General features: G+C 35.7%; 11 protein-coding genes. 5 read left to right on the forward strand and 6 right to left on the reverse strand.

Going from position 1 to position 14,149, the window contains the following annotated elements:
- Nucleotides 1-57: 57 nt before the first annotated feature.
- Both AAG068_RS16450 and rraA read right to left on the reverse strand, forming a co-directional pair.
- Nucleotides 58-1,845 carry a DUF4430 domain-containing protein gene (locus tag AAG068_RS16450; protein ID WP_342715018.1) on the reverse strand — a complete coding sequence of 596 codons (1,788 nt, stop codon included), beginning with the start codon at nt 1,843-1,845 and terminating at the stop codon, nt 58-60.
- 338 nt (nt 1,846-2,183) lie between these two features.
- The gene (rraA, locus tag AAG068_RS16455; RefSeq protein WP_342715020.1) at nt 2,184-2,663 is read right to left on the reverse strand and encodes a ribonuclease E activity regulator RraA; all 480 of its coding nucleotides are present in this window, start codon (nt 2,661-2,663) and stop codon (nt 2,184-2,186) included.
- A 200-nt stretch (nt 2,664-2,863) separates the two neighbouring features.
- On the opposite strand from rraA, the gene AAG068_RS16460 reads away from it, so the two are divergent.
- Nucleotides 2,864-4,294 carry a YfcC family protein gene (locus AAG068_RS16460; protein ID WP_342715021.1) on the forward strand — a complete coding sequence of 477 codons (1,431 nt, stop codon included), beginning with the start codon at nt 2,864-2,866 and terminating at the stop codon, nt 4,292-4,294.
- Nucleotides 4,295-4,441: 147 nt separating this feature from the next.
- On the opposite strand, the gene AAG068_RS16465 is transcribed toward AAG068_RS16460, so the two are convergent.
- The 3 genes from AAG068_RS16465 to AAG068_RS16475 all read right to left on the reverse strand — a co-directional run bounded on the left by AAG068_RS16465 (nt 4,442) and on the right by AAG068_RS16475 (nt 8,700).
- Nucleotides 4,442-5,269, reverse strand: coding sequence for an endonuclease I family protein (locus AAG068_RS16465; protein ID WP_098345556.1), 828 nt, complete (start codon nt 5,267-5,269; stop codon nt 4,442-4,444).
- A 468-nt stretch (nt 5,270-5,737) separates the two neighbouring features.
- On the reverse strand, nt 5,738-6,214 hold the full coding sequence (ybaK, locus tag AAG068_RS16470; protein ID WP_342715022.1) for a Cys-tRNA(Pro) deacylase: 477 nt from the start codon (nt 6,212-6,214) through the stop codon (nt 5,738-5,740).
- Between the two features lie 323 nt (nt 6,215-6,537).
- Nucleotides 6,538-8,700 carry a serine hydrolase domain-containing protein gene (locus tag AAG068_RS16475; protein ID WP_342715023.1) on the reverse strand — a complete coding sequence of 721 codons (2,163 nt, stop codon included), beginning with the start codon at nt 8,698-8,700 and terminating at the stop codon, nt 6,538-6,540.
- A 268-nt stretch (nt 8,701-8,968) separates the two neighbouring features.
- Between AAG068_RS16475 and AAG068_RS16480 the strand changes: the two genes are divergently transcribed.
- From AAG068_RS16480 to AAG068_RS16495, 4 genes are all read left to right on the forward strand, one after another.
- Nucleotides 8,969-10,762 carry a hybrid sensor histidine kinase/response regulator transcription factor gene (locus tag AAG068_RS16480; RefSeq protein WP_342715024.1) on the forward strand — a complete coding sequence of 598 codons (1,794 nt, stop codon included), beginning with the start codon at nt 8,969-8,971 and terminating at the stop codon, nt 10,760-10,762.
- A gap of 281 nt (nt 10,763-11,043) precedes the next feature.
- The gene (locus tag AAG068_RS16485) at nt 11,044-12,321 is read left to right on the forward strand and encodes a histidine--tRNA ligase (protein WP_342715025.1); all 1,278 of its coding nucleotides are present in this window, start codon (nt 11,044-11,046) and stop codon (nt 12,319-12,321) included.
- 163 nt (nt 12,322-12,484) lie between these two features.
- Complete coding sequence (locus tag AAG068_RS16490) at nt 12,485-12,796, forward strand: hypothetical protein (protein WP_342715026.1); 312 nt, start codon at nt 12,485-12,487, stop codon at nt 12,794-12,796.
- A 262-nt stretch (nt 12,797-13,058) separates the two neighbouring features.
- On the forward strand, nt 13,059-13,658 hold the full coding sequence (locus AAG068_RS16495; protein WP_087984158.1) for a hypothetical protein: 600 nt from the start codon (nt 13,059-13,061) through the stop codon (nt 13,656-13,658).
- Between the two features lie 58 nt (nt 13,659-13,716).
- Here the strand turns inward: AAG068_RS16495 and AAG068_RS16500 are convergent, their stop codons facing one another.
- Nucleotides 13,717-14,097: a winged helix-turn-helix transcriptional regulator gene (locus AAG068_RS16500; RefSeq protein ID WP_342715027.1), complete on the reverse strand. Its 381-nt coding sequence runs from the start codon at nt 14,095-14,097 to the stop codon at nt 13,717-13,719.
- Nucleotides 14,098-14,149 lie beyond the last annotated feature (52 nt).

Genomic DNA, 14,149 nt, shown 5'->3' on the forward strand with positions numbered 1-14,149 from the left:
GTTGTCTCTCACCTTTCATATTAAAAATTAGGAGCAAATAATTGCTCCTAATTTTTGTTAAGCTGCTTTACGTCTCCATAATACATATGCAGAAGCGATACATAATACACCCATACCTACTTCTGTAGCTGCACTATGAGAAGATGCTCCTGTTTTCGGTAGTGTGCTACCGTTTCCGGATTTTTTGCTTTTAACCGGTTCGTTATCGACAACAACTTTTAAATTGTCATCTTTCGTTTCTTGTTTTTGTTCTTCTGGTTGTTCAGTAACTTCTTTTTCTACTACAACATTTTCTGAATCTACATTTGATTTCTGATCGACTTCAGGAACAGATACATTTGACCAATCATAAATCGATTTTCCAATGTCTTTAAACTGAAGTAAAGCTAAGAATGCTTGCTCTGTAGCCATTCCGCTACCGTTTTGATCACTTGGTAACCATTTAAATTCACCATTTGGAAGTTGGTATGACAGTAGATTTTGCACTGCCTTATGTAGTCGATTTTGATCTGCATCTTTCACAAGTGATAATCCAATAATTGCTTGCGCAACACTATTAGAGTTTTCTTGTCCATCAGCAGAAAAACCACCATTTTCTAGTTGTTCTTTATATAAATAGGCAACAGCTTTTTCTACAGCTGGCTTCACATCTGGTCGATCTTGATAAGGAGCTAATGCTGATAAAACCATACCTGTTACATCAACGCTACTAGCACTGTCTTTACTGCTTGCGCTATCGTAAGTCCAGCCGCCATCTGTATGTTGTGCGTTTAGAAGTGCATCTACTAAAGCAACTCGATTCCATTTTGAATTCACTGGCACTTCATATTTCTTCGTATCAAATGCAAGTAAAGCAAATGTATAACCTGTAACAGAATTCACTTTATCTGATTCGTACAATTTTTGAACTAAATTATGTTCGCCAACCTTTGTAGGGTCTGCTTGCATTGCATTCATCATAATAATTGTTCTAGCTAAATCTGTCGCTGAAAAACGGTTAATGCGCTTTTCTACTTTTTCAGTTACTGACTTAACATAGTTTAATTTCGCCTCAATTGGAACATTCTTTCCAGAACGAGAAAGGCCTAAAGCTACCCAATCACTTTCAATTCCATCTTGTAACATCTTTTCAGATGTCTTAGAGATTGCGTCATTTACTTGCGCTGCTGGAACTTGAATGTTCTCTTGCTTTGGTTGTTCTACCTTTTCATCATTTGTTTTTGGTTCTTCTGGTTTTTCTTGTTTTGGATCATCTGTCTTTGGTTCTTCTGGTTTTTCTTGTTTTGGATCATCCGTTTTTGGTTCTTCTGGTTTTTCTTGTTTTGGATCATCTGTTTTTGGTTCTTCTGGTTTTTCTTGTTTTGGGTCATCTGTCTTTGGTTCTTCTACAGTTTTACAAGTACCAAATTTATCTAATGTTTGCTGTAATGTTTCCTGGCTCATATTGCTCCAGTCTGCAACAAAACGAAAGACAACAACATCTCCAGACTTTAATTTATAACTATCTGCCCCAACTTGTGCAGATGTATCATTTACATCGTACGTCCAACCACTTGTAGCCCCGGCCATTAAACCGTCGATGCCTTTTACATATGTTCCAAACGACATCGTTTCAGATTCTACTTTGTCCCCCATAACCTTTTGCAGCAAACTTAAAGCTGTTTCCCCATCTGCAATTTGCTCTTCTTTCGGACATAACATAATGCCTTTTTGTGATTCCCCAATAATTGCAAGTTTTGCTGTATTTCCTTCAGCAAACGTAATATGTACTGTATTCGCAAAAGAAACAAATACAAGTGTAACTGCCATTAACGATGTAAGCAGCCATTTTTTCAACATTGCCATCCCAAAATTTCCTCCCTTACTACTATTCACACAAAAAAAGGCCCTTCAAGGGCGTGCAATTGACACTCTTTTTTTGTAAGTGTCGAACAAACCGTGCAACACCTCCTACCCGCATCATTCGCGGCTATATTTGTATAGGAAAAATAATTTTGTTTATGAACGTATCATTGTGATAACATTCACTTTTCTAGGCACTACTTACTTCCATTTCAGTTATCGTAAAACGATAAACCTATACATTCTGTAAATTATAAATTTCTGTATTATTTTACTATTGACAAAGAATTTTGTCCATGCTTTATCGGATTTATTTTCTAAGAATAGTAACTTACTATCCTTTAAAGATGCAAACTCTTTTCACTAATAATGACGCCATCTTCATCCGCATACACATACTCATTCGGCTTCCATTCTACTTGTCCAAATTGCAATGAAATATTCTGCTCGCCTTTTCCTTCTTTTACACTTCTATTTGGCATCGTTCCTAACGCTAAAATACCAATGTTAATATTCTTTAGTTCACTAGAATCACGAACATATCCATTCACAATAATTCCTGCCAGCTTTCTTTCCTCCGCAATAGCTGCCAAATTATCGCCCAGTAACGCACAATTCGTAGACGCGCCGCCATCAACAACTAATACCGTTCCTTCTGGTAGTGTTTGCAATCCTTCTTTCACTAGTACATTATCATCCTTCACTTTCACCGTTGCAATTTTCCCGTAAAATTGTTCTTTCTTCCCAAAAGATCGAAAAGACTGGCGACATATTTGTAATTCCTTTTCAAACCCATCACATAAATCCGTAGTTTTCCACATCTTTTTTCCCTCTTTTCCTTATTCTTTCTATATAACATATTCTTGGATTCTTTTCGTTTCCCTGTCTAATGTTGCAAGAATTTGTATTGCAGGAAAAGGACAGAAAAACTATTGCCTTAGGGAGCAACCTTTATTATAATCGATTTCACAGATAAATTTCAGAATATTAAAAATTAACCAGGTGAAAAAGGAGGTTTTTTATGCAATTACATACCGAGGTAAAAAAGCAGCAGAGTAAACGAAAGTTTAAAATGCCTGACGCGTACGTACTATTATTTTTTATTGCCTTACTTTGTGCCATTGCTACCTATTTCGTTCCTGCTGGAGAGTTTAAAAGAGTTACAAACGGCACTGTTACAACGACAATACCAGGAAGTTATCATTCTGTTCCACAATCGCCGGTAGGATTTGTTTCTTTTTTTACCGCTATTGAAAAAGGGATGACACTTGCTGCTCCGATCATCTTCTTAATTTTATTTACAGGTGGAGCCATTGCCATTCTTGAAAAAACAGGCGCTCTTGACGGTTTAATCTATCATGTTATTAACAAATTTCGTAATCAGCAATTACTTTTCATTTGTATTGTCGCCGCACTCTTTTCTATTCTCGGAACAACTGGCATTATCGTTAACTCAGTTATTGGTTTTATCCCCATCGGCATCATCGTTGCATGCACATTGAAATGGGATGCTATCGTCGGCGTAGCAATTATTTATTTAGGCACTTATGCTGGTTTTAATGCTACTATATTATCTCCCTCACCTTTAGGCATTTCACAAAAAATCGCAGAACTTCCGATGTTTTCAGGGATTGGTTTACGCACAGCAATTTATATCTCTTTTTTAATTGCCACGATTCTTTATATTAATTGGTATGTAAAACGCTTAAAAAAAACGAATAAAGGAAGCATACTCGGAGATAACTGGTTTCCAAGTAATGCTCTTTCAAGTGAGAAAGAAATAGAGAAAACTGAAGTTCCTTGGACAATACGTCACAAATTAATTTTACTCGTTTCAGCTTTATCCTTAATTGTATTTTTAATAGGCGCTTTCCGTCTACATTGGACAGACGCAGAAATGACCACTACTTTTATTTTCATTGCAATTACAGCGGGAATAATAGGTGGCATGAAAGCAAACGATATCGCTTCTACTTTTCTAGCAGGCTGCCAAAATCTCATTTACGGTGCTTTGATCGTCGGAATGGCTCGTTGTATTTCAGTCATTCTAGAACAAGGCAAATTACTTGATACAATTGTTAATCAACTCGCACAGTCTCTCGAAGGACAAAGCCCTGTATTTAGCGTTATCGGCATGTATGTAAGTAGTGCTGCATTACATTTCCTCATTTCATCTGGGACAGGAGAATCTGTTATTTTCATTCCGATATTAGCTCCACTTGCCGATTTCATGCACATTACACGCCAAGTTACAGTACAAGCTGTTATGCTTGGCGAAGGAGTAGTGAACTGCCTCAATCCAACTTCCGGTGTTTTAATGGGCGTTCTCGCAGCGAGCGGCATTTCTTACGGAAAATGGATTCGCTTCATGGCTCCACTTGCATTCATTTGGTTTATGATCGGACTTATTTTTCTTATTATTGGCGTAAATATTGAGTGGGGACCGTATTAAAAGACTCCTTTTATACTTAACTTGATAAAATATCTATCCTGTTCTCCTCTCCAATCCTATAAAAATCACTTATTCTAGTATAGATATAAAAAGGGATTGATCATAATGATCAATCCCTTTTTATCCAAATAGAATGCCTTTAAAAATCTAGTTCCAAATTTTATTTACCCATTCCGGATGATCAATAAAAGGATTACGATTATGTTGATATTTCGTAAAAATCACTTCATTACGCTTTCGCTCTAAATCATCTACCGGGTCTTGTTCATTCCATTTTAGTAAAACGGATAGTTTGCCCATGTATGGATCTTTATTGTTATTCACCTTTTCATTTAATTCTAAGTCTATTTCGCCGTTGTCTCCTTCATAACGAACAGCCATGTAAAATAGCATTCTAGCGATATCTCCTTTTACACTATCACGAGGTTCCCAAGAATCACTATCGTATTTACATTCTGTCGCTTCCGAATGATTCACACCACCATTATCAAAATCCAGATTTCCACGTGAACTATTTACAGATACATCCGTCGCTCTTAAATGATGCAAATCTGTTCCAGCTCCTGCAGTCGTTCCAAAATCACCGTGAGATTTTGCCCAAACATGCTCTCGGTTCCAATTATCAACTCCTGAGCCATTCGTAAGTTTCCCTTGCGAACGCCCAGTATATAAGAGTATCACATTGTTTTTATTATTTGGATCTTCATCAGTATCTCTTAGTGCTTCCCAAACCGCACTGTATGATAACTTTGTATGATCATCAATAATATTATGAAGTTCCTTCTTTAATTCTAAACCCGTTTTTCCTATTGCATTATTATAATATGTATCGTCATAGCTTTTTGCAGTAATCTCTTGTGGTGATGCAGAAGCTACTTCACCGTGTATGATATCTGTGAATGATAGAGATGCAGTACCTAAAATAAAAAATGAAGATAGTGTAACCATAGCAAGCTTTGTATTTCGAAACTTCATATACCCATTTCCCCTTTAAAATATAATTTGAAGCTATTAACTAAAACGTGCTTTTTAACCCCCGAAAACTTTTACAAGCCCATACCCCTTTTCTTTTTATTTAATACAAAACTCTATTGAGTCTGTATCACTTCTAAACTTTTTGTTTATTCACATCCCAAACAATTTCACTTTCAACAAGAAATATCCTTCTCCTATAAAGATTATTAAAATATTCTTTACAATTTAAAAGTAGTTTAATATTAACTTATAAATTGTAATTTATTTATGCAATAATACATATTTGATAATTTGTTCAAAAGCATTTAAAGAAAACTGTGCACAAATATATAGAATCTCATATAGAAATTAAAAATCCGATGCTAATACGAATTCTTTTCTCTACAAATAAAAAAGGAATGAGTTTCACACATCCCTTTTTTTATTCCCATTTATAAAAGGATTCTATATCCCTTCAAATCACACTATTTACTTCGTTACCTCACCAAACTGCGCTCTCGTCACTTTTGCCAAATCATCCACTTTCAGCTCAATTTGTATACCAATTTTCCCGCCGCTTACTATCATCATTTCAAGCGATTGTGCAGTCGCATCAATGCATGTCGAAAATAACTTCTTCATTCCGACTGGTGAACAACCACCGCGAATATACCCTGATACTTTCGTAATATCTTTCACAGGAATCATTTCAATTTTCTTTTCACCAACTGATTTTGCTGCTGCTTTCAAGTTCAGTTCTTCATCTACCGGAATGATAAACACATGATAATTTTTACTATTCCCTTGAGCGATTAACGTTTTATATACTTCTCTCACTTCGCGTCCAATTTTCTCAGCTACTGATACGCCATCAATTTTTCCATCGTCTGGATCATATGACATCATCGAATATTCAATTTTCTCTTTATCTAATATTCGCATCGCATTTGTTTTATCTTTTTTCATGAGCTTCTCCTTAAAAAGTTATTTCATAACATTAAGTTTTCTTTTATTATACACCCTTTTCCATTTCACCTGCATAACTTCACATTTTTGTAGATATATTTATGCATCATCCTACAAAGATTTTATTTCCCATTAAATTTAAAATCACATAAAGTGAAACTTTAATCAGCCCTAACCAATCAGGCTTTTACGGGTAGCCCGACTCCCACCTAACTTCTTTGTTTCCGCTGAATTTTGAGGTGGGGGTTTTACTGCCCGTTAATGCGGGATAAAGAAAATCGACATCGAGCCTTCAAACGGAAGGCTCGATGTCGATTTTTCATTTAACGTCTAAACTCTTTATTAAATATTTTATCCCTGCCTGTAATGACTTCTGGACCTACTGCATTAATAGCAGTTACTAAAATATGTTCTCCTCCAATAGGTCCACCGACCCTTGTTTCAAATCCAAAAGTCCCACCAGCATGCCCCCAATACGATTGTCCATCTGATGTTTTCTCTTCATAAATTCCTAGTCCAACCTTACCTATCGGTGAATCTACTGTTGTGAACATCTGATCCATTAGCTCTTGATTTAAGAGCTTTCCACCCAACAGTGCACTGAAGAATGTAGTCAAATCTTCCACTGTTGAAACCATATCTCCAGCTGCATTTGCCCATGACTGATTAATTTCTGTCAAATCATATAAACGACCTGATCTATCCATATTATATCCATTCGCATGCTTACCCGGTATGTGCGAACTTGCTTCCATTACGAATGTCTCTTTTAACCCGAGCGGTTTAATAAATCTTTTTCTAATTTGCTCCGCATATGTATCTCCTGTTACCTTCCGAATAATTTCCCCGGCTATAACAGTATTTGTGTTTGAATAGTCCCAGCCCTCCCCTGGTGCAAATACAGGTGGCTTTGCAAGTGCTAAACTTATGAGCTCATCGGTACTATAATAACGAAATGGGTTTTGAGGCAATGTAATATCCCGCATATCTAAATCAGTATATGCTGCAATCCCACTTGTATGGTTTAATAACTGACGAATTGTAATTTTACTCCCATCATATCCGTTACCCTGTACAACTCCCGGCAACCATTTTTCAACTGTATCATCAAGGTTTAATTGTTTCTCTTCAGCCAATTGCAGTACAACAGAAGCAGTGAAAGTCTTCGTTATGCTCCCGATACGGAACGAAAAATTCGGTTCTACAGGGCGTGGCATCTCATAACTAGCTGTTCCTGTCGCATACGACCAACGCTTTCCGTCCTTTAATCCGCCAGCTATAACACTAGGAATTTTTTTATTCGTTACTACTTGATCCATTACATTTTGTACTTCTTCTCGATGTTTACTTTTCTTTTCCTTATCAGTGGATTCCTTTTTTGATTTTGCCGCAAATTCTGAAGCTAAAATATTATTAATCTGTTTCTCTGCGCCTAATACATTAATATTTATCGAGATAACATGCTGACCATCTTTCGTTCCACCAGCAAAGTTAGTAAAACCAGGGATACCACCACCATGCCCCCATACTTCAGTACCATCTGGTAATTTTGTTGCGTGAATACCAAGTCCATACTTTCCTAATGGGGTATCTACTGTGTGAGTCATCATCTCCTTCTGTATTTCCGGTGTTAGTAATTTACCACCTAATAAGGCACGGAAGAACGTTGTCATATCTTCTCCTGTCGAAATCATTTCACCACTAGCATTAGCAAACGATGGATTAAACAAAGTAATATCTACTAATTTATCACCCGTATTTAAATAGCCACGGGCATTTTTTTTCGGAATATCCATTGAGCTTCCTGGAAGTACTGTTTCTTTTAAACTAAGAGGATCAATAATTCGTTTTTGTATCTGCTCAGCATATGATTCCCCTGTTACTTTCTGAATAATTAATCCAATAATAACCATATTCGTATTCGAGTATGACCATCCTTTTACTGGTTCTAATTGTAAGGCACGAGAAATTAATTGTTCCGGTGTATAATTCTCACTTGGATTCTCTATTAATTTCTCTTTAAGATCTGGCGTCAAGTAATCAGCAATTCCGCTTGTATGATTTAATAGTTGGCGAATCGTAATTTTGCTGCCATCATAGCCTTTTCCTTTAATAAGTTCTGGCAACCATTTCTCTACCGTATCATCAAGACTTAATTTCTTTTCACCCACAAGCTGCAATACTACTGTAGCTACAAAGGTCTTCGTTGTGCTCCCAATTCTAAAAGCAGAATCAGCATCTACTTTATGATTTCTCTCAATATTACCTTCCCCAGAAGCATATGCCCAACTTGCCTCTCCATTTTTTACAGTAACAACAACTCCTGGAATATTCTTTGCATCGGCAGCTTTATCAATAACTTGTTCAATTGATGTCCTTTTGTTTACCGCATGTACGGTTTCATAAGAAGGTATTGCTAATGCTCCAATCAATATTGCTCCTGTTAAAGTAAGGGCTGTTCCTTTTTTTAAGATAAATGACTTCATTATGCATCGCTCCTATTATTTTAAATTTTTCTGTTGCCTCACTCCCTCACCTTACCTTCAATATTGTTAAATCACATAGTGACAAAACGTTTTAATTTATTTATGACGCTTTATGTAACTATGTCATATAAAACATGTGACAAACTGTCAACTGCTTCATATGACATACTTTGTTGACTGTTCTTCTATTGACGATTTCAAAGATATGTTACATGATGAATCTGAATCATTGATAATTAATCTTAAAATACAAGTAGGTGCTTAATTTATGTTCTCATTCACAAAAGAATGGATTTGGTATGACTGGATATTTGTGCTCATACGAACATTTTGGCTAATTGTTATCATTAGTGCTAATTTTATGTTTCCAACATCCATTCATACATCAAGTATGATTGTACTTTCTCTCACTTCTGTCGTTTACCTTGTACCATTAATTATTCGATATAAGAAACCAGAATGGTACCCTGCATTCGATATTATCACTGCGGGTTGTTTTTATCTTTACTTAGCATCCGTGGCTCCAAATTTACTTTGGTCTTTCATTTTACTCGTAATTATTATTGGATTATGTAGTAATCGAAATAATTATATATGGAGCGGTATTTTTTGTGGATTTGCATTTCCGCTATTGAATGCTTGGATTGCCAACCGACCGCCATATGAACTAATCGTTAGTTGTAGTCTCGGTTTTGCCATTGGTATTTCTTTTAATATATTAATTCAGTATCATAAGCAATCTCGAATTATTGAAGAGCAAAAATTACTATTAGAGCAACATATTAATAGGATTGAAGAGCTTACTTTAATAGAAGAACGTAATCGACTGTCACATGAACTACATGACACAATTGGTCATACACTTACTTCTCTCATCGCTGGCGTCACATCACTAAGATCATCAGTACCGGATTCACAGTTTGAACGAATTGATTCCCTTATCAGTATTGCTCAGCATAGTCTAAATGATATTCGAAAGCATCTACATGAGCTATCTCATAATCCACTTAGTAATTCATTAAGTGAATCCTTGCAACAATTAACAGAAGAATTTATGAAATCTACAGGTACAACCGTTACATTTCGTATGATCGGAAACGAGACTCTTGTAATACAAAAAGTGAATTTTTTCCTATACCGTTGTCTTCAAGAGTCGTTAACAAATGCTGTTCGGCACGGTAAAGCGAGCAACATATCCGTTCAACTACATTTCTACGACCAACAACTTCGATTGCAAATTGAAGATAACGGGATTGGAATGAAAGAAATTCAATTTGGCTTTGGACTCAGTGGAATGAAAGAGCGACTTGAACAAGTTCAGGGGACATTATCGGTTCAGTCTAATGTTGAACAGGGAACATTAATTATTTGTAATATTCCATTACAAACAAAACCTGTACATGACATCATTCGCTTATTGGTCGTTGATGATCAGGCACTTATTACAAATAGTTTAGAGCAAATTTTAGAGAACCAAACTGATTTTATTGTTGCTGGTAAGGCATACGATGGATCTGAGGCATTAATATTATGTGAACAATTACAACCTGACATTGTACTAATGGACATTCAGATGCCAGAAATGAATGGTATTGAGGCTTTACTAGAAATGAAGCGACGTTGGCCTAATATGAAGATTGTACTCATGACAACATTTGAAGATTCCTTACAAGCAGCAACTGCGCTCGAGCATGGAGCTGAAGGTTACATGTTGAAATCTATTCATCCACAAGAAATGAAGGAGGCCTTGAAACTTATTTATAACGGCGGAACTTGGATTGACCAATCAGTTGCTTCACGCATTTTTGAGGAAATGAAACTTCAACGTGAGCAATTAGCGAAAATCAAATCAACTAAACAAACTTTTCCATACGGACTTACAAAACGGGAAATGGAAATTTTAGAACATCTATCAAACGGATTACGCTATAAATCTATTGCAGCTAAGCTATTTTTATCTGAAGGAACAATCCGTAATTACTGCTCAAATCTCTATTCAAAACTAGGTGTTAACAATCGTGAAGAAGCGATAAAAATGGCACGAACAGAAAACATCTTGTAGGCAATGTGAAATGAATACATTTCACTTCACAACTAAAAATATTGATAATTCAAAAATCATCTGATATAATTTGGAAAAACTTATGTTAAGGAGAGATTTGTCATGCGAAATGTTAATACTTCTTTCCAACTTCATCATCATACGTAACGCCGTGTATCCGAAGAAAAATTTTTCTTCGTGGGTACAGGGCTTTTCCTGTTGACCCACGAAGCGTTCATAAAGCTATGTGGGTATTTTTATACCTGCATAGCTTTTTTTCATTAAAAAAAGGAGTGATTACAATGGAAATGAAAAATGTAAAAGGAACGAAAGACTATTTACCAGAGGAACAAGTACTGCGAAATAAAATTAAAAGAGCCTGTGAAGATACGTTTGAACGATACGGATGTAAACCGTTAGAGACACCAACGTTAAATATGTATGAGCTTATGTCATACAAGTACGGCGGTGGCGATGAAATTTTAAAAGAAATATATACACTTAAGGATCAAGGAAAACGCGAACTTGCCTTACGTTACGATTTAACAATTCCATTCGCAAAAGTCGTGGCAATGAATCCGAACATCCGCCTCCCTTTTAAACGGTATGAAATTGGGAAAGTATTTCGAGATGGTCCAATTAAACAAGGTAGGTTTCGTGAGTTTATTCAATGTGACGTTGATATAGTTGGTGTAGAATCAGTCATGGCAGAAGCGGAACTTATGAGCATGGCGTTTGAACTGTTCCGAACGTTAAACTTAGAAGTAACGATCCAATATAATAACCGAAAATTGTTAAACGGTATTCTCGAGTCCATTAACATCCCTACTGAACGAACGAGTGACGTCATTTTATCATTAGATAAAATCGAAAAGATTGGGATTGATGGTGTACGAAAAGATGTATTAGAGCGCGGGATTACTGAAGAAATGGCTGATACGATATGCAATACCGTTTTATCTTGTCTAAAGCTTTCAATTGCTGACTTTAAAGAAGCTTTCAATACTCCACTCGTTGCCGAAGGAGTAAACGAATTACAACAATTACAGCAATATTTAATCGCCCTTGGAATAAATGAAAATGCTATATTCAATCCGTTTTTAGCGCGAGGACTTACAATGTATACAGGCACCGTATATGAAACCTTTCTAAAAGATGAATCGATTACATCCAGCATCGGTAGCGGCGGTCGATACGATAATATTATCGGGGCATTCCGTGGTGATAATATGAGCTATCCAACAGTCGGTATTTCATTCGGTTTAGACGTTATTTATACAGCACTATCGCAGAAAGAAACAATATCATCTACAGCGGATATATTTATCATCCCACTCGGGACAGAGTTACAATGCTTACAAATTGCCCAGCAATTACGTTCTACCACTTCCTTAAAAGTTGAACTTGAACTAGCAGGACGCAAATTAAAACGTGCCCTTAATTATGCCAATAAAGAAAACATCCCTTATGTGCTTATTATTGGGGAAGAAGAACTTAGTACAGATACTGTTGTGCTGCGGAATATGAAGGAAGGTAGTGAGGTGAAGGTTCCCCTTTCCTCTTTAAGTAGTTATTTATAATACGAACCACCCTCGTTTGGGTGGTTTTTCTATTTTAATGCTATCGAAACAATCAGTTAACATAAAATAATTATATCTAACTAAAAAACCACAAATATTTAATATCCAATCATCTATTAGTTTTGGTAATATATAGATATGAATGATTTTAGGAGGATTAACTTTGAAAACCTACATACAAGCACTAAAGTGGACCACAGGGATCTATCATCTTTTATTAATTCCTTGCTATTATATATTTCCAAGTCTTGTTAACCTATATGGGATACCTTTGCTACTATTGATTGCTTTACATATCACTACCATCTTATTGGCTAAAAAAGAAGGCCTGAATACGTATCCTCATTCTATCGGTATTATCGTTACCCTATTTGCCTTCTTTCCTTATATAGAAATGGTTCTACATTTTATAGCAGCCTTTTTCCTTTTATTAGATGCTGCTTCTAAGAATGCAAAAGAAGTGTATGATTCATAGCTGGATAAAATGAAACTTTAATCCGTAGAGTTTTGAAGTCAGTTAGCAAATTGCAAAATTTACACACTAACTTTATTGTTAACACCCAAAAAGGATTTACTTTTTAAGTAAATCCTTTTTTAATTTCAAATTACTTTCCCTACTCCAGACTAATAAAAGAATATTCTGTTTTATTTTTATAAAATTCTAAATATTTACAATGCAAATTAATTATCATACATTTTAGTTATGTAAAAAATCTAAGTTTAAAGGAGATGAATTCATGCTTAAAAAGTTAGTAGTAGGTGCATTATTAACTGTTTCATCGTTAACTGGAGGACTAGGATCAGTATCAGCTAGTACCGAAAAAGACTATACGATTTCCTCTTTCGAATATGTAACTGTAGATGAAAAGACTGTTGATTCGTTTAACAAATTGAGTGCTCCATCAAAGGAAGACGTAAAAATAACGCTAGTTCTACCGAAACAAAATCAAAATGGAGACTGGTTATCTTATGGATTTTCGAGCAAAGAAAGTTTAGAGGCTTTTATTGAAAAAGATAAACAAAGGTTGAATAATACAATCACTCCCCTTGGTGTTGAAGGAAGCGGACCTGGTAGTACAGACTTCTATAAACGTACAAATCAAGGTAGCGAGTATTTTTCTCTTAGTAGCGGTTATAAAAACTTGTCTCCTAGTTGGCAAAATCAAATTTCTTCTGTAAGTACAGCATCCCCTACTGCTAGCTATTCAACAACGCTATGGGAACGTACTTCAACTGAAGGATATGGAAAAGGTGTTGTTTTTAAACATGCTGATTGGTATGGTAAAACTGCAAACTTGGCTGCCATTCCAACTTCAGCAGTTGAAGTTAAAAAGTAAAAATACAGAAATAAAAGGTGTCTTCACGTATGGAAAACACCTTTTATTTCTACAACTCTTAACTATTATTTTTCGTATTTCTATTCTCCAAAACTTTCTCCATATTATGAGTTGCCCATTCCATCATTAATAGAATTACTGGGCGAAGTGATTCACCAAGCTCGGTTAACGAATATTCTACTTTCGGAGGCACTTCTCGGTATACTTCACGATGTATAATGCCATCTGCTTCGAGTTCTCTCAGCTGCAGTGTTAACATTCTTTGCGTGATATTTGATTTTAATCTTTTTAATTCATTAAACCGCTTTGTACCATCTAATAAATGATACAAAATAACCCCTTTCCATTTCCCTCCAATGACCTCAACCATCGCTTCAACTGGACAAGAATATTTATTTAAAAATGGGTAATTTATATTATTTTCGTTTGAACAATCCATCATAAGTCCCTTCCCTTACCAATAGTATCTTTTTTGATACTATACCACATAA

Source organism: Bacillus paramycoides (assembly GCF_038971285.1).
Lineage (GTDB): Bacteria > Bacillota > Bacilli > Bacillales > Bacillaceae_G > Bacillus_A.